Below are 25,233 nucleotides of genomic sequence, written 5' to 3'. Positions count from 1 at the left end.
GATCATCCTTTCCGAAAGCATTGTTTTGCATCATGGAACAATCCCATGGACAGGCTTGCCACGCTCGATCTTTTTATCCGCATTGTTGATCGCGGCAGCTTCAGTGCTGCGGCAGCCGCATGTGGTGTTTCACGACCTGTCGCGACCGCTGCGATCAAGGCGCTGGAGAGCAGGCTTGGCACCCGATTGCTACAACGTTCGACCCGGCACGTCCGGCCCACGGTGGAAGGAACCGCCTATTATCGGCGCTGCATCGCGATCCTGGCCGATCTCGAGGACGCGGACCGTGAAGCGGCTGGAACTGTTTCCGGCATTTTACGCGTGGACGTCGTCGGCTACCTCGCGCGCACCATCCTGCTGCCGGCGCTGCCCGAGTTTTTCATGCGGCATCCTGCCCTGACCGTCCATCTCGGAGAGGGCGAACGGTTTGTCGATCTGGTCCGGGAGGGTGTGGATTGCGTCGTGCGGGCCGGCCCTCTTGCTGACAGCGACATGGTGGCCCGCCCCCTGGGGGTGATGGAAGAAATCACAGTGGCCAGTCCGGACTATCTGGCGCGGCATGGAATGCCCACGACACCGGAGGACCTTCAAGGCCATCAGATGATCGGTTTCGTATCGTCGCGCACCGGCCAGCCCCTGCCGCTGGAGTTCACGCGCGGAGACGAAGTGATCGAAATCATACTGCCGACGCAACTCCTGGTCAGTGGCGCTGAAACCAGTGCCGCGGCCGCGCGGCAAGGCTTTGGCCTCGTGCAGGCCCCACGTTACCGCTTCATTGATGATCTTGCGACTGGCAGGTTGATTGAGGTTTTGACCGATTTTCCACCGACACCCACGCCGCTCTCGGTGCTCTATCCGAGCAACAGACAACTTTCTCCGCGTGTGCGTGTCTTCGTCGACTGGTTGGTGGAAATTATCGGCTCCGGGCTCCTTCCGAGCGCGTGAGGTCTGCCGCGAGAAGCCCGGCATCGACAAAATCAAACCTGATGTCGTCGACCACCGCTTTCCGGAAGGATCAGCCGTCTGTTGATCGGGTTAATTCTTCCCAATCCGCAATTTCCTTTTCCAGACGAGAAAGACGGTCACGCACCAGTTGCAGAGCATCGTTCCCCAAAAGGAGTTGAGGTGGAGGCGTGTCCGACGCAACCAACTGAAGCACTGCCGCGGCGAGTTTCGCCGGATTGCCCAGTTGTCTGCCGTTCTTCTCGTGTCGAGCAGCCCGGATCGGCTCGAACAGAGTATCATAGTCTCCGATCGAGCGCTCAGTCCTCACCATCGAACGCCCGGCCCAGTCTGTGCGGAATGATCCGGGGCACAGTGCGGTGACATGAACGCCGAAGGGCGCCATTTCCGCGCGCATGACCTCCGAAATGCCCTGCAAAGCGAATTTGCTACCACAGTAAGACGCCAAACCCGGCATGGTGATCAGACCACCCATTGATGTCACGTTTACAATAAACCCGCGACGACGTTCGCGAAAGTGGGGCAGGAAGGCTTTGGCGACGGCAACAGCTCCGAAGACATTCACGTCGAACTGGTGGCGCATTTCCTCTAAAGGGGATTCTTCCAGAATACCTTCATGGCCATACCCGGCATTGTTGATGAGTACGTCAACCAGACCGTGATCTTCTTCTGCCTGTGCGACGATGGCGGGAATACGATCGAACTCGGTGACGTCACACAGGACCACGCAAACATCCGGCAATTGCTCCAGTAACGACGCTCTTGCGGTTTGCGAACGGACTGTACCAATCACCCGATGACCTGCTCCAAGGGCAGCCTGTGCGATGGCCAACCCGAAGCCTGAATTGGCGCCTGTGATGAAAAAAGTCTTCTTTGTCATGGCTCTGCTCTGTTTGATTGCATTCATGCCTTGACCAATAATATTGAAATGATGCGCTATCTATTGCGGTTCCTCTGATATTCTTGCCTGATTCTATGATCCCTCATTCCACACCCTCTGCTCTCCCTGTTCTAGCCGCCGCGCTCGCACCGCGAACGGGTTACAACGCCACGCTTTTGCCCAGTATCCGCATCCTGCGTTCCGAGACCGTTCTTGAAGATGTGCCAGTCCTTTATCGCCCTGGTGCAGTCTTTGTATTGCAAGGGGCCAAACAAGGTTTCCTCAATAGCGAGGTCTACCGCTATGACGCCGACCATTACCTTGCAGTTTCGGTTCCCGTACCTTTTCGGATGGCGTCGCAGGCCAGTTCCGACCAACCTCTGCTGGCCATCTACTTTGATTTTGACCTGCGTCTGGCCGCTGAAATTGTGAGAGCCCTGGAGGGACACGTTGGTCATGACGGGGGAGTGCGAGCAAAAAGCATGGTTTCAAGTCGGATGATGCCTTCCATTGCGGATGTGCTCCAGCGTCTGCTTCACGCTCTCCACCATCAGAAGGAACTTGCCATTCTTGGTCCGGGGCTACTCCGGGAATTGCATTATCGTGTCCTGATAGGTCCACAGGGGAACGCCCTGATGGCAGCGCTGCGTGGCAACGACACGACAGACAGGATCGTACACAGCCTGACGCTGATCCGCGAACGCTATAATGCCAGACTGTCGGTACCAGAACTGGCTGCCGAGGCCGGTATGAGCGTTCCTTCCTATCACGCCGACTTCAAGGCCCTCACTGGAACAACTCCAATCCAATACATCAAGGCTTTGCGGCTACACGAAGCCCGGTTGATGGTTGCACGGCGTAAGAGTTCGATGGCCATGATTGCTGCCGAAGTTGGCTATGCCAGCCCCGCCCAGTTCAGCCGGGACTTCAAACGTCACTTTCATCGCACCCCAAGCGAGGAGGCCAAATGGATGCGCGAACATCTGGGAGAGCCGACACAGGCTCGGCGCCAAAATCTCGCACCCGAGATCGGCTGACTGTACACTGGCTCTTAGGCGGCGGGGACGAATTCTGGACCGGGCACCAGAATAAAAAAGACTGTTGTGGGCAATGAAAATTCCGAATTTCCAGAACCCGCTTCATGCTCCGCTGAAATTGCGACTGGAACACGGATAGGGCTCGACCCCACCCATTCGTTCCAGCAATTCATGGTTTTCACGCCCCAGGCCGAGAGCAGCCCTCTCTCCCGTCTGAGACGCATAGCCGAAAAATATTCAAATCCTGTACCCCATCCTCCGATAGAGCCCGTTAATTACCGAAACACTGCGTCTCGCCTCGGCCAGATCCGGCGTTTCGTCCGTATTGTCGTAACCGAACCCCATATCGTCACCCAGCCACTGGACAACGATGCCATCTCTTCGGGAAACGACATAAACATTCTCGAAACTCATGCTGCACAGCGCCTCCGGCTGGGGAATAAGCCATGCAATCTGTCCGCGCACGGGAACAATGCTGGTGTCATTCCAAAGTGCCCGCGCACCATACCCGGTACAGTTGATGAAAACCGGCTCCGGAAGAGCCGTCAGTTCCGACGGGTGATGAAGGGTCAGGACCTTGACCCTGCCGCCCCGCTCCAGAAACTGCCGCATCAGGTAATCCGAATAACTGGCCACATTGAAAATCAGATTGGGCTTTTTGTGTACTTCCGAATAGGGAAGCCGACTGTCGTCCACCCGGATCAGGTCTCCCTGCGGTTCGATGTCCCGGATACGCTCGTCCAGTCTGGCAAAACCGATGGGATCGGCATGCGGAGCCGCGGGTTCACGGGAATGCAGTCCATAGAACGTATCCCATTCCACCGGATTTCCCGGCAGCCCCTGAAGGCTCTGGTAACAGGAGAATGAATACCGGGCCATGGTCTCCCAACGTGCGGCAAATTCCGGCGTAACGGCGTCTGCGCGGGCAATACGGGAGGAAGGCGTCCAGCTCCCGGACGCCCGTGAAGAACGCACGAACGGCGGCAGAGCCTCGGTATAGATCGTGACCTGCGCGCCAGCCTGCTGGGCAACGATGGCCGTCGTCAGCCCGATCGCGCCACATCCGATCACCCCGATATTGCGACTGACAGGCAATGCCCGCTCCACAGCCAGCTTCGCACTGCCCCAGGACAGCGACCAGCCGCTTCCCCCATGCCCGTAATTATGGACGACCGTCTTGTGTCCCACATGATCGACCTCCAGACGTGGCCCGGCAGCCCTGAACGGACGCAGACAAACCGTAATCCGGTCGATCCTGTCCGTCCGCGCCCGGATCACCGGAATGGAACGGACGTCAGCATCCAGATCAGGGTTGAAAAGAGGTCTGGTCGCGCAGGCGGAGAGGCTGGAAAGGCCGACAACGGACGCGCCTCCTGCCATGACATGCCGACGGGAAAGAAGAGGCATCGTAAAACCTTCCGGCTGGGACAGGGAGTTCATGAGGCAATGAGCATCAGGGAAGCCGGATGGAAATGGAATTCTCAAAAAACCCGCAAAGCATAGCCTCAGGTTATGGGCTTTGCTGAAGAATGCCCCCAGCCACATCTCCTTTTGCAAAAGAAACGTAAAAAGGGTTTCATTCATCCGGAAGGTTCCGGATGCCCCATCTGGTGCCGCCGCGAAACATTCAGAAACCCCGCCTTCAGAACAAGGACCGCCAATGCGCCTGCGCCAGATCGAAGTTTTTTATGCGATCATGACGACGGGTTCGCTGCGACGTGCCGCGGAACTGCTGCATGTCTCACAACCGGCCGCCAGCAAGGTCCTGCGCTACGCCGAGCAGTCGCTGGGATTTGCCCTGTTCGAGCGGGCGGGAGGACGGCTTGTTCCGACGCGGGAAGCCCGCATCATGCTGCCGCATGTCAACGCCATTTTTGAAAAACTGTCCGATCTCAAGCGCCTGACCGACAATCTGCGCTATGCGCGCGACGGACACTCGATCAGTATCGGATGCGTCCCAAGTCTGGGCCTGAGTCTGGTACCGCGCGTGGTGCAGCGTTACCGCAAGGATCACCCCGGCATGGAACTGACGATTGATGCCATGCACGGCACCGAAATCGTCTCACGCATCATGAACCATGACCTTGATCTCGGGATCGTCTTCGGCGACTACACATCCGAAGGGATGACGGCGCTGCATCTTGCGGACATCCCGCTGATGATGATCGACGGCGAGGACGGCGAAGGCCCCGTCAGCGTCACCGACATCAATCCCGAGCGCTATATCGGCCTAAGCGAAAACGATCCCACGGCCCGCATGCTCGACATGCTGCTCGAAGAAGCCGGCGTTCCGGCCAAGACCCATGTGCGGGTCCGGACCCATTTCATGGCCGCCGAACTCGTGCGCCTCGGGGGAGGATGCGCCATCGTGGATGCCGTAACGGCCCTGCACCATCCGGGACTGGCCCCGCCCCGCCCCCTCTCTCCGCCCCTGAGCGTCAGTTGTACCGTCCTGTTCCGGGCCGATCATGCGCTGTCACATATTTCGCAGGACATCCTTGCCCTGCTCCGCAGCGAACTGGACGTCGATCTGCGCGCTCTGAAAAAATGACGGACGCCGCTTAACCCGGAGTTAAGGACACCCCGCATCTTAAGGCAGGACAGGCGCAGCATTTCATGCTCTGAATCGGGCATCTTTCGTCACGGCTTCCGCCTGGTCCGGAGCCGGAAAACCGCACCCAGAGCCGTCCATGATCCAGCCTCTCCGACAGTCCCTCATGCGCGCCATCCCGGCAGCGCTCCTTCTTTGCACGGCATACGCCACCCACGCCGCAACGCTACCGGCGGGATTGACCGAGCAGGTCATCACCAACACGGTGGAACGCGCCCGCTCGGCCTTTAACGTGCCTGGAATTGCAGTGGCCGTAGTGCAGGACGGCGAAGTCGTGTTCAGCCGCGGCTATGGACGACGCACCCAGGACAGCGCGAGCGCACCGGTCGACAGCCGCACGATGTTTGCCATCGGCTCCAACACCAAGGAATTCACTGCAACCGCACTGGCGCAACTGGTGGATCAGGGCAGACTGGGATGGAATGACCGCGTGATCGACCATATGCCGGAATTCCGCGTGACCGACCCCGCCATCACGCGGGACTTCCGCGTCTCGGACCTGCTGACGCATCACAGCGGCATGGGACAGGGCGCTGGAGACCTGATGCTGTTTTCACACAGCACCTTCACCCGCCCGGAAATTCTGGCGGGCTTGCCCTTCATGCCCTTCACGGCCCCTTTTCGCAGCACATACGCCTACAACAATCTTCTGTACGTCGTGGCCGGCGCTCTCGTGGAACGCATGACGGGCCAGAGCTGGGAAGAGGTCGTCCAGAAGCAGTTGATTGATGCCGCGGACCTTCCCGCCTGTCAGAGCACACCGCCCGTCAAAGGGCAGACGAACGTGGCCATCGGCGAAGGCGAAAGCAGCATCCTGCCAGACCGCAGCGCCCTGCGCCTGCCCGGCGTGGCCCCGGCAGGCGGCATCTGGTGCAGCGCCGATGGCGTGACGCGCTGGGCCCAGACCTATCTCAATGGGGGCCGCGCCCCGAACGGTCGGCAGGTCTTCAGTCAGGCCAGCCGCGATGCGCTCTGGGCACCACACGGACTGCTGCCGCTGCCCGACACGGCAGAAGCCACACAGACCCATTTCCGCGCCTATGGTTACGGCTGGTTCATGGAGGATTTCTTCGGCCTCAAACGCGTCTGGCACACGGGCACCATCAGCGGCATGGTCAGCTATGTGACGTTCCTGCCAGAACGGAAATCAGCCATTATCGTTCTGACCAACCATTACAGTCACGCGGCCCCTTTCGCCATCGCGACGGAACTCAGCGCCTATGTGGCGAACGGCAAAAGTGCGGACTGGGTCACGTATTTCCAGAACGCACAGAATGCCAAAGACGCGGCCGACAGGAAAAAAGCCGCCGAAACCGGCCCCGGCTCGCCCGCCCGGCCTTTCATCACCCTCTCGCATGAGGCGCAGCAGGATTATGTCGGAACCTATCGCGACGACTGGCGCGGCCCGATCACGATCAGCCGCCGGGGAAAGGATCTGCGGATGTCTTTCAGCCATGCCGATGGCCTGACCGGAACGCTCTCCGCCCTGCCACATGATCTGTTCACTGTCCGCTGGGATGACCGTGCGCAGGACGCTGACGACGATTCCTACGTCCAGTTCGAACGCGACCTGTCCGGTCAGGTGAGCGGTCTGAAAATGCAGGTCATCGGCTCCGATTTCAGCTTCGATGCACAGGATCTGCACCCGAAAAAAGTCCATCCCTCTCCGGAAGCGCCCAAACCCTGACTGCCTGTTCCCATTGCAAAACAACGCCTTAACCGCAGGTTATGGGAGGATGGCCTCTTTGCATTGGCCCGACCGGTTTGGGAAATGTAGGTTTTGGTCATGATAACGGCGCAGGAGACCGCAGCATCTCCCCGCGCCCAGCCTCTGGACGCTCAGGATTTTTATGGCCGGCAAACGGACCATCACCATCATCGGCGGAGGCGTTATCGGCCTGACAGCCGCCTACGCCCTCGTCCGGGAAGGACATGACGTCACCCTGATCGAACGCCGCGAGGACGTCGGGCAGGAAGCCAGCTTCGCGAATGGCGGTCAGCTCAGCTACCGCTATGTCAGCCCGCTGGCCGATGCCGGGATCGCGCGAGACGCCCTGGGCTGGCTTTTCCGCCCCAACTCCCCGATTTCCCTGCGACTGAAAGCCGATCCGTCCCAGTGGCGGTGGCTGTTCGCGTTCCTGTGCGCCTGCAACCGGCAGACAAACCGTCGCAATGCCGCAGTCCTGCTTGATCTGGCCCTCAGCGGACAGGCGGAACTTCAGACCTATCGCGAGGAAGGCTTACGGGACTTCCTGTGGCGGCGTCCGGGCAAGCTCGTCCTGTACCGCAACGCCGCCACCTTCCGCAAAGCCGCGAAATCCATCAGCGATCCGGAACGCCAGCGCGCCCTCTCCCCTTCCGAATGCACCGATATCGAACCGGCCTTCGCAGGTCTGCGCGGACAGATTGCAGGCGGCATTTTCTCGCCTGAAGACGAAGTCGGAGACTGCTTCCTGTTCTGCGAAGCCCTGCGCGAAGCCCTCGCGGCGGCGCCGAACTTCCGTCTTATCCACGGCAATGCCGCGCTCACGGCCGGTTCGAAAAACCGCTGCGCCGTCCTGCTTGATGGCAAGCCATTCGAGACCGATCTCGTCGTTCTCGCAGCCGGGATCGCCTCCCGCAAACTGGCCCGCCCCTTAGGGATCGACCTGCCGCTTTACGGCCTGAAAGGCTATAGCCTGAGCACACGCCCGCGCCCCGGCCTCGTCCCTTCGGTCAGCGTAACGGATTACGATAACCGCGTGGTCTATGCCGGGCTAGGCGACCGTCTGCGGGTTGCCGCGATGGTCGATATCGGCGCGCAGGACACACATCTGAACCCCAAACGCCTCCGCGAACTCCGCGCGCTCGTGAACGAAACGCTTCCGGGCGCGCTGGGCCAAGGCACAGGGGGTCAGGGCGACGATACGCCCTGGGCCGGACTGCGCCCCGCCACCCCCACCGGCGTTCCGATCATCGGCCGCACACGGTATGACAATCTTCTGCTCAATGTCGGGCAGGGCGCCCTTGGCTTCACACTTTCGGTCGGCTCGGCCCTGAGACTGAAAGAGATCGTGGCCGGGTGCAATTCCCGCGCCATCAGTTGAAAAAGGAACAGGCTCTTATGCAGGCCACCCGCCGCACGGTTCTTCTTGGCGGCGTCGCCGCCACCCTGTCCGCGCCGGGACGCAAAGCCCGTGCCGCAGCGCCTCTTCAGGGGCTGGCAGGCCTCGGCCAGCCGGTCGAAATTCTGGAAGACCGCTGGGGCGTCCCCCATGTCCGCGCCCAGAGCATCCCCGACGCCTATTTTGCAGACGGCTATCTGATCGCCCGCGATCGCCTGTGGGAGCTGGATTTCGGCCATCGCCAGTCTCTGGGGCGTCTGGCGGAAGTCTTCGGCCCGGCCTTCCTGCCTTCCGACACGGCCAACCGGCTGCTGCTGTTCCGCGGCGATGCCGAGCACGAACTCGCGGCCTTTCCTCAACTGACCCAGGACTGCGCCCGCGCCTATGTCGCCGGGATCAATGCGCGCATCGCGGAAGTCAGCGCAACACCCGCCCTCCTGCCTCCGGAATTCGGCATTTTCGCCACCACACCCCTGCACTGGGATGTGCTGGACCTGATCCGCATCCGCGCCGAAGTTACCGGCAACACCCGCACCGAAATCCGCCGCGCCCGACTGGCCGCTCGTGGAGCACTGGCTTACGACGCCCTCATCACGCCGCTGGAACCCGTCCATGACCTGCGGGTGCCGGATGGTCTGGACACAGCCGCCATCAGCGAAGCCGATCTCGGACTGTTCGGCGTGCTTCAGGCCCCGCTGCCCCGCCACGACATCCGCGCCGCAGCCGATGACGGCACGCGACAGCGGAATGAGGGCAGTAATGCCTGGGTCATCGCCCCCTCCCGCACCGCAACCGGCCGTCCCATTCTGGCCAACGACCCGCATCTGTCCTTCGGCGTGCCCGGCCCGCGTCACGTCATCCATCTGACGGCGCCGGGGCTGGATGTGATCGGCGGCGGAGGCGCGGGCATGCCCGGCGTCATGCAGGGTCATAACGCGACGATCGCCTTCGGCCGGACGAATTTCCATATCGATCAGGAAGACCTGTTCATCCTGCGCACCAACCCCACCGACCCGCTGCTTTATGCCCATCAGAGCGGCTGGAAACGCATGGAACAGGTCGAAACGCGGATTGCAGTCCGTGGCGAGGCCGAGCGCGTGGTGAGCCTGTTCTATTCCGTGCACGGGCCGGTCGTCTCGCGCGATCCGGCACGCAACCGCGCCACGGCAGTCTCCGCCACCTGGCTCGCCCCCGGTGCGAACGGCCTTCTGGCGAATATCGGGATCAATCTGGCCCATGACTGGCCCAGCTTCCGCGAAGCCCTGCGCGTCCATACCAGCCCGACCAATTTCACCTATGCCGATACCAGCGGCAATATCGGCTGGCAGGCCGCAGGCGGTCTGCCGCGTCGTGCGCCGGGACATGACGGGCTGATGCCCGCACCGGGAGACGGGCGGTATGACTGGCAGGGCCTTCAGCCGCTCGAAGCCCTGCCCAGCAGCTTCAATCCCGCACGCGGCTGGTTCGGAACGTCGAATGAAATGAACCTGCCCCCCGGCTATCCGGTGGAGGAACGGCGCGTCAGCTTCGAATGGCGTGACGGCTTCCGACACGAGCGCGTGGCCCAGATGCTGGATGCAACCCCACGTGCGACCCTCGCCGACAGCGTAGCCCTGCAACACGACACATTCTCCGTGCTGGCCCTGCATATGGTCCGGCTCCTGCCCGACGTTCCGCCCGACCTTGCCGCAGAGGCCGCAGTGCTCAAAGCATGGAACGGTCGTGTGGATGCTTCAAGCGCGGCAGCCGCGCTGTATGAAGTCTGGTGGACCCGGCTCGAACGCGCCCTGCACGCGCTCATCATTCCGGCCGCCCTGCACGACCTACTGCCGGGCCCCGTGAACGCCACGGTTCAGCTCTCCCTATTCCAGTCTCCCGATGCCCGCTTTGGCGCAGATCCGGTGAGCGCGCGGAACAGGATGCTCGTCGAACAGTTCCGGGAAGCCGTTCAGGAGTTGCGGAAGCGCCTCGGCCCGCTCCCCGCCGCATGGCGCTGGGGGGCACTCCATACCATCACGCTGCGTCATCCGCTCGCTTCCGTCCCTGCAATCGCGGCGGCTTTCCCCACGGTCGGCGGCCCTTCCGCCCAGAGCGGCGGCGACCCCTATACCGTCATGGCCCGCTGGTACAGCCCCCAGACTGGGGGGACCGACGCCTATGCCACGACCGGAGGTGCCAGCTATCTGATGGTGTGTGACGTCGGCCACTGGGACCGCTCGCTGTATCTCAACTTCCCCGGGCAGTCCGCCGATCCGAAATCGCCGCATTACGCCGATTTCCTGCCCGTCTGGCTGCGCGGCGCCATGCAGCCTTTGTCCTTCAGTCCCCACAGTGTCGATGCCGCCGCGGTCCGCCGCATCACGCTGCGGCCTGAGGCCCAACCATGACCGTCAGGCGCCTCACACTCGCCGCCATCGCCGTCCTGTCATCCGCAGCACACGCCCAGACACACGCCCAGTCCGCCACCGAAACCACCCACGCGCTGGATCGCATCCTGACACAGGGCGAAGTCCGTCCGCTGGCCGCCATCGCCGCCGTCCGTCTGCGGCACGGTCGCGTCGCCTACAGCTATTACGGTGGATTTGCACGACGCACCCCGGACGGAACGGTTCCCGTCGGAGCACAGACCCTCTTTCGCATCGCCTCAATCTCGAAAGTCGTCACGACGATCGGGCTGATGGAACTGGTCGAGCAGGGCAAGATCGACCTCGATCACGATGCCTCGGACTATCTGGGCTTCCGGCTCCGTAACCCGGATTTCCCCCAGGCACCCATCACGGTGCGGATGCTGCTCAACCACACTTCCAGCATCCGCGACGCCGACAGTTACACGCTCCCTCCTGACCAGAAAATCAGCACGTTCTTCGACACCACCCGCAAACCCGGCGACCCCGGCTACCATTTCGCTCACGGCGACGGACACGCGCCGGGCACATGGTTCAGCTACTGCAATCTCTGCTACGGCCTCATCGGCACGATCATGGAGCGCGTCAGCGGCGAACGCTTCGACCGCTACCAGCAGACGCATGTGCTGGCCCCCCTCGGGATCGACGGCGGCTATAACCGCACGGCCCTGCCCCACCCCGAACGCCTCGCCACGCTCTACAGCCACCAGCCCAAAGGATGGGAGGCAGAAACCGACACCCAGCCCCTGACCCCAAGCTGGAGCGCCGCCTCCCTCGCCCCCTACACGCCCGGAACCAACGGCACGCTGTTTTCCCCCCAGGGCGGCCTGCGTATTTCCATGGAAGGGCTGACCCGGCTGGCCCGCTTCATGCTCGGCCACGGCACGCTGGACGGCAGGACGCTGCTTTCGGCCCACAGCATCGCCCTGATGCAGACCCCCACCTGGCAGTATGACGGAAAGAACGGCGACTGCCCCTACCCGATCGCCAGCTACGGCCTGAGCATGGCCCGACTGACCGGAGCGCGGGATCCTTCGGGCCGCGAAACCCGGCCCTATAAAGGCTATTCGGGCGATCTGGCCGGTCATCTCGGGGATGCCTATTCGCTGCATTCGGGCTTCTGGTACGACCCCGCAACCGGCGACGGCTTCCTGTTCGCCGCAGACGGCTTCCCCGACGCCGGACTGGAACGTCCGGGCACCTATTCATCATTCACCCGTGTCGAGGAAGAGATCTTCACAGCCCTCGCCGGAGCCGGGAAAGACATTCCATGACCCTTCGCCTGTCCCTCCTCGCCGCCTCGGCGCTCCTCGCCACCACAGTCTCTGGCGCAGTCTCCGGCGCAAACGCCGCCCCCATGCAGGACAAAACCCAACTGGGTGCCCTTCTGGCCATGCCCTACGCCAACGGCCTGACCGGCGCTGCGAAATCAGCGCGTCTGGCCTGGGTCGAACGTCGGGACGGCATCCGCAACATCCTGATCTCGGACGGAGGCGCTGCCCCCCGCCGGGTCACGGCCTATACGCAGGATGACGGGACCGATCTGTGGGGCCTTGCCCTCAGCCCGGACGGGCGGACACTGGCCTTCGTCGAAGGCGGCGATGCGGAATATCCCAACGACCACGCCCCCAATGCCGGCAACGCGGCCATACCGGGCAAGGAAACCGTGCGTGTCCTCCTGCCCGATGGCCGGACCACCACCGCCGGAGAAGGACACAGCCCCGTCTTTTCCCCGGACGGACGCCTGCTGGCCTTCATGCGCGGCGGTGCCCTTCTGGTTGGACAGCCGGGCCAGACGCCGCGTGTGGTCATGACCACGCCGGGCGAGGTCACCGCCCTGCACTGGTCTCCGGACAGCCGCCGCCTCGCGCTCGAAATCGACCGTGGCTCCCACAGCCTGATCGCGCTCTGGGACGTCAGAAACAGCAGCGCCGCACCCATGTTCCTGCCCGCCGCACTGGGCCACGACCAGAACGCGACCTTCTCGCCAGACGGCCGTGCCATCGCCTTCGTCCGGGCCTATCACCCCCTGATGACGGCCGAACGCGGCAAGGGACATTTCTGGTCCCTGCAGGTCTATGACACCGCCTCCGGCGCGGAGCACACGCTCTGGACCGCACCGGAAGGCACGGGAAACCGCTTCTGGGCGCCCGAAGGCATGGACCTGACATGGACCCGCAGCGGACAGCTCCTGTTCCCCTGGGAAGGCAGCGGCTGGCTGCGCCTCTGCGCCCTCAGCGTCACCTCTGGCTCTGGCGCAACACCACGCTGCCTGACGCCGGATCAGGCCGAAATCGCATCCTACCGTCTGTCAGCGGATGAAACACGCCTCCTCTACACGGCCAATATCGGCGATCCGGATCACTGGCGCGCCTGGTCCCAGCCCCTCGATAACAGCCAGCCCGTAGCCCTCAGCGCACCCAACGAACAGGTCATGGACCTCACACGGGCGGGACCGGCCATCGCCATGATGGCCACCAGCACAGACCATCCCGCCCATCCGGTCGTGCTCCAGAACACTGTCCGGCACCTCCCCATAACCCCCGCCGCCCCGAACGGCTTCACATTCACACACCCTCAGGTCGTCCATTTCCGCAGCGAGGACGGCCGCGACATTCACGGACAACTGTTCCTGCCGCCCGCCGGAACACCCGGCCCGCATCCCGCGCTGGTCTTCGTGCATGGCGGCCCCCGCCGCCAGATGCTCCCGGCCTTCAATCCGATGGGCTATTATTCCAATGCCTATGCCATGAACCAGTTTCTGGCATCGCGCGGATATGTCGTGCTGGCCGTCAATTACCGCAGCGGCACCGGCTACGGCGTAGACTTCCGGACCGCCCCCGGAATCGGCCGTGCAGGTGCGAGCGAATACAAAGACGTTCACGCAGCCGGACTGTTCCTGCGCAGCCGCTCCGATGTGGTCCCCGGCAAGATCGGCATCTGGGGCGGAAGCTGGGGCGGCTATCTGACCGCCCTCGCCCTGGCCCGCAACAGCGACCTGTTCATAGCAGGTGCAGATTTCCACGGCGTCCATGACATGACGGAGCCAGATCATTCCGGCCTTTCCCCCGAAGAAAAACAGCGGGAAAAGGACAGCGAGTGGCGCTCCTCCCCGATCGCCGACATCGCCCACTGGCGCTCACCCGTCCTGCTGATCCACGGCGATGACGACTTCAACGTCGAATTCGAACAGTCCGTCCTTCTGGCCCGCATGCTCGTGGAGCGGAACATTCCGTTTGAAGATCACGTCTTCCCCGGTGAACGCCACGCCTTCCTGCGAACACAGGACTGGTTGCAGGCCTATCTGTGGACGCTGCATTTCCTTGACGCAAAGCTGGACGTCCAGCCTCACTGACCTTCCTGCCGGATGGGACCTCGGAACCACCCCATGCCCCTCATCCGGGAAATGTTGCCCTCATGAAACGTCAGGGGATGGCGCGCACATAACTTCGGGTTATATGGCGCGCGCAGTTTCGAAATCGACGCATGCATGACAGACATGCATATTAATTCGAAACCGAAACATCACCGCCCACCGGCGCTTATCGAGGGAACAAGGGTATGACGGCCAGACTGCCCCTGAAGTCTTATTTCCTGTCCTTTGCGGCCCTGTCATCGGGCGCAGCATTCCTGATGCCGCAGCAGGCCTGCGCAGCTGCAACAGTGACAGATCCCGCCCATTCCAAGGCGGCATCTTCCCAGTCTTCGAAGCCTGCTGCAAGTCACAAAAAGACACAGAAGCAGACCGACTCCAACCGGGAAGTCATTACTGTTACGGGCAGTCACATCGCGAACTCGCACATCAAGTCCCCGACCCCCATAAGCTCCCTCAACCAGCAGGAAATCCTGAACCAGGCGCCGAGCAACAACCTCGCCGATCTGATCAACCAGATGCCCCAGTTCGCAGGCAGCCAGACGCCCCAGAACTCCGCCTATTCGCTGAGTGACGGCACGGCTGGCATCAACGCGCTCAACCTGCGCAATCTCGGCCCCGTCCGCTCCCTCGTGCTGATGGATGGCCGCCGGATCACGCCTTCCGCCATCACCGGCATCGTCGACATCAACACAATCCCCCAGCAGCTCGTCAAACGCGTGGACGTCGTGACGGGCGGTGCGTCCGCGCAGTACGGCTCCGATGCCGTCGCAGGTGTCACGAACTTCGTACTCGACAAAACCTATACGGGCCTGAAAGTCAGCGCAGATTCCGGCATTTCGGACTATGGCGACGGTGAGAACGAACACGCCGCCATCGCCGGTGGCTTCGGCTTCGCTCACGGAAAAGGCCATGTCCTGCTCAGCGGCGACATCGCCCATCAGGACGGCATTTTCCACGTCTCCCGTAGCTGGAACGTGAACGGCAGCCGCATCGTCGCCAATCCCGACTATGTCGCAGGAAACGGCCAGCCCTATTACCTCCGCGTCAGCAATGCAGGCACCAACAACGTCATGCCCGGCGGCATCATCAACGCCTCCACGGGCGGCGTGGCCAACTCCCTGCGCGGGATCTATTTTGGCCCCGGCGGCAGCGTCAATCATTACAACTACGGCTCGTTCTCAACGTCCAGTGTCTCGGTCGGCGGCGACCAGAACCTCGCCAACAACAACAAGAACATCGGCCTGGAGCCCCAGAGCGACCGCAAAAATCTCTTCGGACGCCTGAGCTACGACGTCGCGCCCTGGATGACCCTGTATGCGGAAGGCGCCTATAACGAGAGCGAATACGTCTACAATTCAGGCCCCCAGTATATCAGCTCGGTGTCCCTGAAAGGGACCAACCCCTATCTTGTCGATGCGCTCGGCGCAGCAGCCCTTCAGAACGTCTCGAACGTCACCGTCGGTACGACCGCGCTCGACATGCCCTATCGCCGGACCGACAACCTGCGCAACGTCCAGCGTTACACCTTCGGCGGCGAAGGCAATTTCGAGATGTTCGGCAAACGCGCCTCATGGAGCGCCTATGGCCAGTATGGCGTCACCCATACGCACGAGCAGATCTATAACGTCATGAACACGGCAAAAATCGCCAATGCGACTGACGCCGTGCGCAACTCCGCCGGACAGATCGTCTGCCGCTCATCCCTGACCAATCCGGGCAATGGCTGCTCCCCGATCGACTGGCTGGGAACGGGCGTCATGTCTTCCTCATCCATCGGATACGTCCTCGACGCCCCGTGGCGCGACCAGCGGTTCCAGGAAATCGTCTCGGGCGTGAACCTCTCAACGATCCCGTTCGCAACATGGGCAGGCGACGTGAACGTGGCCGTCGGCGGCGAATATCGTGACGAACGCTCTTCAGGATATGTCCCGACCGAATACCAGTCGGGCTGGTCCGTCGGCAATTACCGCCCGACATTCGGCCATTACAACGTCAAGGAAGCCTATCTCGAAACCGCGGTGCCACTCGCGAAGGGCCTGTCTTTCAACGGCGCTGTCCGCGGAACGGACTACTCGACCTCCGGCTATGTCACGACATGGAAAATCGGTGGCACCTGGCAGCCGGTCCGGGACGTGCTGTTCCGCGCCACGCAGTCGCATGACATCCGCGCGCCCAACATCAACGAACTCTACAACGCCGGAACGTCCCAGACGACAAGCGTGCTTAATCCGGCAACGGGCCTGACGAACACCGTTCTTGCCACCACAACCGGCAACACCAGACTGCGCCCCGAGACGGCCAATACGACCGTCGTCGGCGCTGTCATCACGCCGCGATACGTGCCCGGTATGGCCATCTCGGTCGACTGGTTCCACACCAAGATCAAGAACGCGATCCAGCAGTTCTATCCGCAGTCCATCATCAATGAATGTTACTCGGGCTACACCACGTTCTGCTCGGCCATCCGCCCCGACCCGACGGGCACGCGCGATCTCCTGATCAACGCCTCACCCTTCAACTTCGCCAAGCTCGAAACCAGCGGCATCGACATCGACGCCTCCTACACCTTCCCGCTCCGCCGCCTGCTGCGCGACGCCGACGGCAAGATCACCATCCATGGTCAGGCCACGAACTACCTGAAATATGTCTCGGACTCCGGCGTGGGCTACACGGTCGACACATCGGGCGACATCTCTTCCGGGCCGCCGCGCTGGATCTACCGTTTCTCTGCCACCTACAGCACGGCCCGCTACAGCCTCACGGCCATCGCCCATGGCATCAGCGCCGGCAACTATTCCAACAGCTACATCCAGTGCTCCGGAACATGCCCGGCGTATAACGCCAACTATCCCACGATCAACAACAACCGCGTCACGGGCATTTTCTACTTCGACATGAACGCGACCTACAATCTGCCGGTCGAGAAAATCGGCAAGATGCAGCTCTTCCTGACCGTCACCAACCTCGCAAACACATCCCCGATCCTGCTGCCGGAAGGCGGGCTCGAAGCCGACGAAACCTACAGCAACCTGCTGGGCCGGGCCTATCGCGGCGGTATCCGCATGGAGTTCTGAGCCAGCCTTTCCGCACCTGACCTGCCTACGAGGCTGCCTGTCTCCCCGACACAGGCAGCCTCATGTCTTTTCAGCTTCCAATCCCACTCAGCCAGGGCCTTCATGCATCAGATGTCCAGTTATCTTCCGCAGCGTTTGCCCCGGCTCTTCCACAAGCTGCTCTCCCGCACCGCCGCCGGACTGCTCGTCCTCCTGAGTGCCTGCGCCGTCCAGAGCACCCCGCCCCCGCTCGGCCAGCATGCCCTTGCGAAGCAACTCTCTCCCATCCTGCAACCCTCGCAGGATCAGGGCGTCCGATGGGGCATCGTCATTGCCACCCAGGACGGAAAAATCCTGTTCTCCCGCAACGCCAGAGGACGCTTCATCCCAGCCTCAAACACCAAACTGTTCACAACAGCCGCCGCCATGGCCGAGCTTGCAGAACTGGACCACGCGGCAGCCGCACACCCCACGACGCTCCTGCTCGTCCGCCGCCAACACGGAGCACCGGACCTCATCCTGCGCGGCTCGGGCGATGCCGTCCTGTCGGATGACGCTCCCTGCAAAACCGACTGCCTGAAAACGCTGGCGGATTTCGTCTCCGCGAAGGGCCTCAGACATATCCACGCCATCATCGCCGATGACCGGCTTTTCGCCGACGAACGCTGGGGCGACGGATGGAGCTGGAACAACCTTCCAACCCAGTGGGGCACCGCCGTCTCGGCCTTGACGCTGAACGACAACACCGCTGAACTGACCGTCCAGCCCGGAACCCATCCCGGCGACCGCCCAACCGCCCACTGGTCAGCACCTGAAGAAGGACTGTCCCTGCTCAATCAGGCCCTGACGGTCCCGGACGGCAAACCCGGACTGAGCCTTGAAAAAAAGCCCGGCGACAACCGCGTCGTTCTGACAGGGGCACTCCCGCTCACCGCCCCCGTCCAGACACTGAAAATCGGTCTGGACGACCCGGCCCTCTCAACCGCCCGTCACTTCAGATCCCTGCTGCGCGACGCAGGCATCCGGGTGCAGACGGTGCAGGTCCGACACCGTCTGACGAAAACCACCCCTGATACGCCCACAGCAGACGCAAGCATCCTCGCCACCCTGCCCGCCCCGGATCTGAAAGACGACATCCGTCACCTGCTCAAAGTCAGCCAGAACCTCCATGCCGAACTCATTCTGCGCCGTCTGGCGCTCGTGCACGGAAACGGGTCAGTCCAGGATGGCCTCGCGGAACGCAGCAGGGTTCTGACTGCTCTGGGCCTGTCTGCCGCAGGCGTCGCGCTTTACGACGGCTCGGGAATGTCTCCCTACAACCGCGTCACACCCCAGAGTGTCATCCAGCTTCTCCGTCTCGCGGACCAACAGCCCTGGGGCAAAAACTGGCGCGACGACCTTCCTCTCGCAGCACAGGATGGAACGCTGGCGCACCGCTTCATCGGCACCCCGGTCGCCGATCATCTGCACGCAAAAACCGGCACCCTCGCCGCCACGCATTCCCTGTCCGGCTATCTTCGGACCACGCGGGGCCAGATGCTCCTGATCGCCATCTTCGCAAACGACATCCCGGACGACCTGCCGCATCCGACCAGAATCATGGATGATCTCGTCACCGCCGTCGCCAAAGCCGAATAGTGCAAGTCGCATAACAAATCCCGGGAGCCCGTCTCACATGCCCCACCCTCTTTCCGCGTCCCCCGCCCGGAAAACGCCCCTCGGCCGCCGCACCTTCATGGGCCTGTGCGCGGGAACTGCAGCCACATCATGGGCAACCGCTTCGGGACTGGCCGCCGGATGTCTCTCTCCAGCCAAAGTCCGAACCGGCTACGACGTCCTCGAAGCCGATGGTTATCAGGCCCTCAAAGGCCGGAAACTGGGCCTGATCGCCAACCCCACAAGCGTGGACCGTCATCTGCGCCACATCGCAGACCGTCTGCACGCCGCCCCGGGCGTCAACCTGAAAGCCATTTTCGGACCGGAACACGGATTTCGCGGATCGGCACAGGCGGGTCATGCCGAAACGAAAAGCATCGACCCCCGCACCGGCATCCCCGTCTATGACATGTACACGCTCTCCGGCCCGAAGCTGGATGCGCTTCTGAAATCTGCGGATATCGACCTTCTCGTCTTCGACATTCAGGATATCGGCGCCCGGTTCTACACCTATATCTGGTCCATGTTCGACGCCCTCGCCGCCTGCGCCCGCTGCGGCATCGCGTTCATGGTGCTGGACAGACCCAACCCCATCACGGGCCTGCATCCCAGCGGCCCCAGCCTCGACCCGGCCTTTTCTTCATTCGTGGGCAGGGTTCCGCTTCTTCTGAGACACGGCATGAGCGTGGGCGAACTCGCACGCCTGTTCAACAGCCAGTTCGTGCCCCAACAGGCAGGACGTCCCGCCCAACTCAGCGTCATTCCCATGAGCGGCTGGCGGCGGGATCTGTATCTGGACGAAACCGATCTCGTCTGGGTGCCCCCAAGCCCCAACATGCCCGACATAACCACAGCCCTCGCCTATCCGGGGACCTGCCTGTTCGAAGGCACAACCCTCTCGGTCGGCCGCGGGACAGCATCGCCCTTCCTCACACTCGGCGCGCCCGATCTGGACGCGACCCGCTGGGTAGACAGCCTCAACGACGCCGCCCTGCCGGGATGCATGTTTCGCGAAGACTGGTTCACACCCACAGCGGACGTCGCGAAAGGCCAGCTATGCCACGGGCTTCAGCTCGCCATCACGGACCGCAAATCCTTCGATCCATTGCTGACAGGCGTAACCCTGCTTCAAAGCGTCCTGAAAATATCTGACCGCCCGATCTGGAGAAAATCCGGCGCAACCTTCGACATCCTCGCCGGCAGCAACACCCTGCGCCAGCAGCTTTCCCGGAACGTGTCAGTCACCGAGATCATGGCAGGCTGGAAACCGGATGCCGAAGCGTTCACGCGGCAACGCCGCCCGTTCCTGCTCTACTGACGCCACGCCTCCCCCAACGCTCTCCACGACGCCTTATCGCCCCTGATCCAGTGGCAGAAGCCCGGTCCGGCCATACCGCCGGGCATATAGCAGCAGCGCCAGATAAGACGGCAGAACCAGCAGGGCGAACATGCCCTGAAAGCCGACGAACGGCTTGAGAAGGACATAAATCTGCGGAATGATCGCCCCGCCACTATACGCCATGACCAGCAGTGCGGATGCGAGCGGCGTCCACGCCCCCGCACCCCGGATGGCGATCGGGAAAATCGAGGGCATCAGCATGGCATTAGCCGCCCCCAGCAACGCCACGCACAGAACCGAAACATATCCCTGCGTCAGAAACGCCGCGACCGTCAGCCCACCTCCCAGCAGACAGGCCAGTTCCATGAGCCGCTCCTGCGTCACGAGCCGCGGCACGACCAGAAACCCGAGAATATATCCCCCCAGCATTCCGGCCAGCGTCAGGGACGTGAAAAAGCGTGTCTGGCTCAGCGGCAGGCCAAAACCCTGCCCATAGGTCCCAATGGCGTCCCCGGCCATGACTTCCACGCCGACATACAAAAACATCACGATAATCCCGAACACCAGATGCGGCCGGAAAATACGCCGGCTCCCCTCCAGAGGTCCCGGCAGGGCTGGCGCCTGCAAATCCGGAAGCGGGCAGAGCGCCACGCCGATGGCCGTCAGCAGCAGAACAACCGCCATCGTCATGTAAGGCGCGTAAATCGCATGCACGAATCCCGACAGAAGCGCGTTGCGCGCCACAGGGTCCGTCGTCTCCTGCGCCCGCTGGGACAGCGTCCCAATATCGCCCATCACCACGGTCGCCAGAACGATCGGGGCCAGAATTCCCGCGCATTTGTTGCACACCCCCATGATGGCGATGCGCTGCGACGCCCGCTCGGACGGCCCCAGCAAACTGACCAGCGGGTTGATGACCACCTGCATCAGAGACAGCCCCGCCCCCATCACCAGCAACCCGGTCAGGGCACCCCCATAAAGACGCATGGCAATGAACTGCCCGAACAGCGCCACGCCCGCCGCACACAACACGAGCGAAACAGCCAGCCCCCTGCGCAGACCCAGCTTCCGCGCCAGAAAAGACGCAGGCAGGGAAAACAGGAAATACGAAAAATAGAACACCATCGGCACGAGAAAGGCGCTCGTATCGCTCAGATCAAACGCAACGCGCACGAACGAAATCAGCGGACCGTTCATCCAGGTTACAAAACCCATGATGAAGAAAATGGCCGCCGCCACACCCAGCGGCGCCAGTCCATAATCCCCGGTCAGCCCCCTGCCGGACTGGACAGGAGCCGTCACGACGTCAGCCCCGCATCACGCAGTGCAACGGACACGCGCTCAATCCACGCATCATCCACGTCCCACCCGGCCAGACGCGCGGCACTGAGCAGCCCACCTCCGACAGGCGGAAGACGCGGCGATACAGGCGCACCATGCCGAACGGCGACGCCTTCCTGCAAAAACCGGCTCTGGAACGTTCCCCCCGCATAACTCCACAGCAGCGATGTTTCGGGAAAATGGCGCTGGGCCGCCTCGATATGAGCACAGAGATGACCCGCTGCCTCACGCATCAGGCGTCGGGCCGGTTCCAGCCCGTCCTCGGCCAGATCCGAAACAATCCGCGCCAGAGCCGCAACACTGGCCCTCGGATGACGCAGCGTCCCATACCATTCCAGAAGCGCTGTCCCACACGCCTCTTTTTCAGTCGGAAGCCCCATTGCGGTTGCAAACGGCGCGAAAAACGCATGATCCGTCTGATTGCGTCCATCCAGAAGCGCCGTCAGCAGCGCCAGCGCCTGACGCCCGATCCAGAACCCACTGCCCTCGTCCCCGAACAGGCCACCCCATCCACCAATCTTGACCTGACCGCCCCGGCCATCCGTAGCCCAGGCCACCGACCCCGTACCCGACAGGACCAGAACCCCGGCAGCTCCCGCGAAAGCCCCGGTACAGGCCATCTCCACATCGCTGCAGATGCTGAAGGACCCTGCAAAGGCGCTCCCCACAACCTCCATCTGTTCACGCCCCAGAACCCGCGTCTCTTCATACCCCGCAAGCCCCAGAGACAGCGCCGCCGTGGTGGAGGGAAGCTGCCCCAGCAAAGACTGCAACACTTCCTGCCAGCCGGTCTGGTCAAACGGATTGGACCCTTTCCCCCGAAGCACAGGCCCCAGCGATCCGTCCCTGCCCAGAACCGCCAGAAGCGTCTTTGTTCCCCCCCCGTCTATGGCGGCGATGCAGGGCTGATGATGAGGGTGTGGGACCGGAGAAGAGACTGTCATGTTTTGACGCTTCGCTTGAGACAACAGAGGCAGAAAGAAAGACGGGCGAGCATGGCGGACGAATGATCGCATATCCAGCATCGTAATGATTTTTACCGCTTTTCAGGCCGCCCTGACAGAGGCTTTTCAGTTCCAGCCTCTCCCGATCCTTCGATTAGTCCTCTGACAGACCCTATGCTGATTGATATAGCATATTGCATATCATAACGCTGATGCTTTAAGTCTGACGCTGCCCCCTGATTCCGGGTGGCTAAACCCCACGCCGCAGGCCGCCCGCATGCATTCCAACAAATATAGCAAATACTATAACATGATCAGTTTACTATCGCACCGAAAATGCTTCCGGACCTGCGGATGGATGGCCGTCAGCCTGACCCTCATCGGGACAGGCTTCGCAAACGACATCCTGCCCGGACACAAATCCCGGACCATCAAAAAAGCCGATCCGGCGAAAAAACCCGCCCCTTCCGAACACATCAGCGTCGTCGGGCATCTCAACAGCGAACGCGCGCGCATTTTCCCCGGTCTCGGCGCCGTGGACTACACCATCGACCAGCGCCAGATCACCACCACCCCTGGCGGCCAGAACGCGGCCTTCAGCCAGATCCTCCTCCGCGTCCCCGGCGTCGTTCTCGACAGCTACGGCGAGGTCCATGTCCGCGGCGAACATGGCGGCCTGACCTACCGCGTCAACGGCGTGCTGCTGCCGGAAGGGCTGAACGGTTTCGGACAGGAACTCGACACCCGCATCATCCAGTCCGTGGACCTGCTGACGGGCACGCTGCCCGCCCAGTTCGGCTTCCGCACCGCAGGCGTGGTGGACGTCACGACCAAGACAGGAGACAGCCTCAAACACAATCAGGTCTCGCTGTACGGCGGCAGCTACAACACGTTCGTCCCGTCCGTGCAGTTTGGCGGCCAGCATGGAAAACTGGACTATTTCACCACCCTGTCCTTCACCCGCAACAATATCGGCATCGAAAACCCGAGCAACACGTTCCGCGCCATTCATGACGTGACAGAACAGGAAAAAGCCTTCGCGTATCTGTCCTACCATCTCGACGACGCAAGCCGCATCACGCTGCTGACGAGCGCCTCCTACGCGGATTTCCAAATCCCCAACTCGTTCAAGACATTCGATACGACCAGCCCGGACTACACGACCCTGTACAACGTCGCGGGCGTCAATCCGCATGACCCGTCCATGAACTGGGCCAATCTGAACGACAGCCAGACCGAACAGAACTACTACGCCGTGCTGTCCTATCAGCGCACGACCGAAAAACTGAACCTTCAGGTCTCACCCTATTTCCGCTACGGTCGGATCGACTACACCCCGGACCGTGACCGCGACCTGATCTATCAGGGCGTCTCCGAACATGAAGTCAACGACTTCACGACCGGCGGCATGCAGGCCGACCTGTCCTACGATATCGCCCCCCATCACACCCTGCGGGCCGGTCTGCTGGGGCAGTACACGTCCGAACGTCTGGATACCAATACGCTGGCCTTCCCCGTGGACGAGGCCGGGAACCAGACGTCCGACATCGCCAAACGCATGATCGACAATACCGGGAACTGGTCCGTCGAAGCGGGTGCCTATATTCAGGACGAGTACAAAATCACCCACAACCTGACCTTCAATTACGGCATCCGGTACGACCGCTTCGCCTCGTCCTTCGACAATGAAGGACAATTAAGCCCACGCGCGAACATGGTCTGGAAGCCGAGCCGCACCACGACGCTGCATCTCGGCTATTCGCGCTATTTCGCCCCGCCTTCCCCGCAATACGTCTACCCGTCCACACTCGCGCGCTTTGCAGGCACCACCAACGCGGCCGCGAACACGATCAACAGCGCCACGAAAGTCGAGAAATCGAATTACGTCGATGGCGGCATCCTCCAGCGCATCACCCCCGAATTCCAGATCACGCTCGACGCCTACGCCAAATGGGCGCATGACCTCACCGATCTCGGACAGTTCGGCCGCGCCGTCATCCTCGCCCCCTTCAGCTACAAACGCGGCCGCGTCTATGGCGCGGAATTGGGCAGCTCCTGGCGCCACGGCCCTTGGTCGCTGTTCGGCAATTTTTCTTACGTCAAAACCTCGGCCCGCGACATCAATTCGGCGCAGTACCAGTTCGATCTGGCGGAACTCGCCTATATCCGCAACCACGCAATCCAGCTCGACCATCAGGGAGAATTCACCGCCACCGCCGGTGCATCCTGGACCACGAAACACGACATGGCCTATATCGATTTCGTCTATGGCTACGGCCTGCGCAGCGGCTTCGCCAATCTGGAAAAAGAGCCGGAATACGACGTCTTCAACATCGGCTACCAGCACACCTTCACGAAGGTCCCGGTCGGGCATGACATCAAAATCCGTGCGGACGTCATGAACCTGTTCGACAAACGCTACCAGCTCCGCAATGGCAGCGGCGTCGGCATCTATCAGGCCCAGTACGGCCAGCGGCGCGGCACGTTTTTCTCAGTCGTCTCGGAGTTCTGAACGGATGTAAGA

16 protein-coding genes are annotated in these 25,233 nt (G+C 62.1%); 12 read left to right on the top strand and 4 right to left on the bottom strand.

Going from position 1 to position 25,233, the window contains the following annotated elements; all coding sequences use genetic code 11:
* The first annotated feature begins 45 nt into the window (after positions 1-45).
* The gene (locus A0U94_RS01600; RefSeq protein ID WP_077802246.1) at positions 46-945 is read left to right on the top strand and encodes a LysR family transcriptional regulator; all 900 of its coding nucleotides are present in this window, start codon (positions 46-48) and stop codon (positions 943-945) included.
* A gap of 70 nt (positions 946-1,015) precedes the next feature.
* Here A0U94_RS01600 and A0U94_RS01595 read toward each other — a convergent pair whose 3' ends face one another.
* Positions 1,016-1,843, bottom strand: coding sequence for an oxidoreductase (locus tag A0U94_RS01595; protein ID WP_077802245.1), 828 nt, complete (start codon positions 1,841-1,843; stop codon positions 1,016-1,018).
* Between the two features lie 95 nt (positions 1,844-1,938).
* On the opposite strand from A0U94_RS01595, the gene A0U94_RS01590 reads away from it, so the two are divergent.
* Positions 1,939-2,880: an AraC family transcriptional regulator gene (locus A0U94_RS01590; protein WP_077802244.1), complete on the top strand. Its 942-nt coding sequence runs from the start codon at positions 1,939-1,941 to the stop codon at positions 2,878-2,880.
* A gap of 237 nt (positions 2,881-3,117) precedes the next feature.
* Here the strand turns inward: A0U94_RS01590 and A0U94_RS01585 are convergent, their stop codons facing one another.
* Positions 3,118-4,287 carry an FAD-dependent oxidoreductase gene (locus tag A0U94_RS01585; RefSeq protein WP_077803783.1) on the bottom strand — a complete coding sequence of 390 codons (1,170 nt, stop codon included), beginning with the start codon at positions 4,285-4,287 and terminating at the stop codon, positions 3,118-3,120.
* Between the two features lie 253 nt (positions 4,288-4,540).
* Between A0U94_RS01585 and A0U94_RS01580 the strand changes: the two genes are divergently transcribed.
* The 9 genes from A0U94_RS01580 (at position 4,541) to A0U94_RS01540 (ending at position 20,403) form a co-directional block, all read left to right on the top strand.
* Positions 4,541-5,431, top strand: coding sequence for a LysR family transcriptional regulator (locus tag A0U94_RS01580; protein WP_062109150.1), 891 nt, complete (start codon positions 4,541-4,543; stop codon positions 5,429-5,431).
* 139 nt (positions 5,432-5,570) lie between these two features.
* On the top strand, positions 5,571-7,178 hold the full coding sequence (locus A0U94_RS01575) for a serine hydrolase (protein WP_077802243.1): 1,608 nt from the start codon (positions 5,571-5,573) through the stop codon (positions 7,176-7,178).
* A gap of 163 nt (positions 7,179-7,341) precedes the next feature.
* Positions 7,342-8,577, top strand: a complete 1,236-nt coding sequence (locus A0U94_RS01570) for an FAD-dependent oxidoreductase (protein ID WP_077802242.1) — start codon at positions 7,342-7,344, stop codon at positions 8,575-8,577.
* Positions 8,578-8,594: 17 nt separating this feature from the next.
* Positions 8,595-10,982: a penicillin acylase family protein gene (locus A0U94_RS01565; RefSeq protein ID WP_077802241.1), complete on the top strand. Its 2,388-nt coding sequence runs from the start codon at positions 8,595-8,597 to the stop codon at positions 10,980-10,982.
* Positions 10,979-12,274: a serine hydrolase domain-containing protein gene (locus A0U94_RS01560; protein ID WP_077802240.1), complete on the top strand. Its 1,296-nt coding sequence runs from the start codon at positions 10,979-10,981 to the stop codon at positions 12,272-12,274. Before A0U94_RS01565 ends, A0U94_RS01560 begins: the two co-directional genes overlap by 4 nt.
* Positions 12,271-14,355: a S9 family peptidase gene (locus A0U94_RS01555; RefSeq protein ID WP_077802239.1), complete on the top strand. Its 2,085-nt coding sequence runs from the start codon at positions 12,271-12,273 to the stop codon at positions 14,353-14,355. The genes A0U94_RS01560 and A0U94_RS01555 overlap by 4 nt, the downstream gene beginning before the upstream one ends.
* Before the next feature lie 206 nt (positions 14,356-14,561).
* Positions 14,562-17,450 (top strand): TonB-dependent receptor plug domain-containing protein, encoded by a 2,889-nt coding sequence (locus A0U94_RS01550; protein ID WP_077802238.1) that lies wholly within the window; start codon positions 14,562-14,564, stop codon positions 17,448-17,450.
* A 111-nt stretch (positions 17,451-17,561) separates the two neighbouring features.
* The gene (gene dacB, locus A0U94_RS01545) at positions 17,562-19,067 is read left to right on the top strand and encodes a D-alanyl-D-alanine carboxypeptidase/D-alanyl-D-alanine endopeptidase (RefSeq protein WP_167369335.1); all 1,506 of its coding nucleotides are present in this window, start codon (positions 17,562-17,564) and stop codon (positions 19,065-19,067) included.
* Between the two features lie 37 nt (positions 19,068-19,104).
* Complete coding sequence (locus A0U94_RS01540; protein ID WP_077802236.1) at positions 19,105-20,403, top strand: exo-beta-N-acetylmuramidase NamZ family protein; 1,299 nt, start codon at positions 19,105-19,107, stop codon at positions 20,401-20,403.
* A 33-nt stretch (positions 20,404-20,436) separates the two neighbouring features.
* Here the strand turns inward: A0U94_RS01540 and gluP are convergent, their stop codons facing one another.
* Positions 20,437-21,726 (bottom strand): glucose/galactose MFS transporter, encoded by a 1,290-nt coding sequence (gene gluP, locus A0U94_RS01535; protein ID WP_062031612.1) that lies wholly within the window; start codon positions 21,724-21,726, stop codon positions 20,437-20,439.
* Entirely contained in the window at positions 21,723-22,709 is a 987-nt protein-coding gene (locus A0U94_RS01530; protein WP_077803782.1) for an N-acetylglucosamine kinase, read from the bottom strand. The genes gluP and A0U94_RS01530 overlap by 4 nt, the downstream gene beginning before the upstream one ends.
* 358 nt (positions 22,710-23,067) lie before the next feature.
* Here A0U94_RS01530 and A0U94_RS01525 point away from each other — a divergent pair, with 358 nt between their 5' ends.
* Complete coding sequence (locus A0U94_RS01525) at positions 23,068-25,221, top strand: TonB-dependent receptor (RefSeq protein WP_244178041.1); 2,154 nt, start codon at positions 23,068-23,070, stop codon at positions 25,219-25,221.
* The last annotated feature ends 12 nt before the right edge of the window (positions 25,222-25,233 follow it).

It is taken from the genome of Gluconobacter albidus (genome assembly GCF_002005485.1).
In the GTDB taxonomy this organism is placed as follows: Bacteria; Pseudomonadota; Alphaproteobacteria; order Acetobacterales; family Acetobacteraceae; genus Gluconobacter; species Gluconobacter albidus.
The sequence above is the reverse complement of the archived record's forward strand: the minus strand, read 5'-3'. Positions and strand labels throughout refer to the sequence as shown.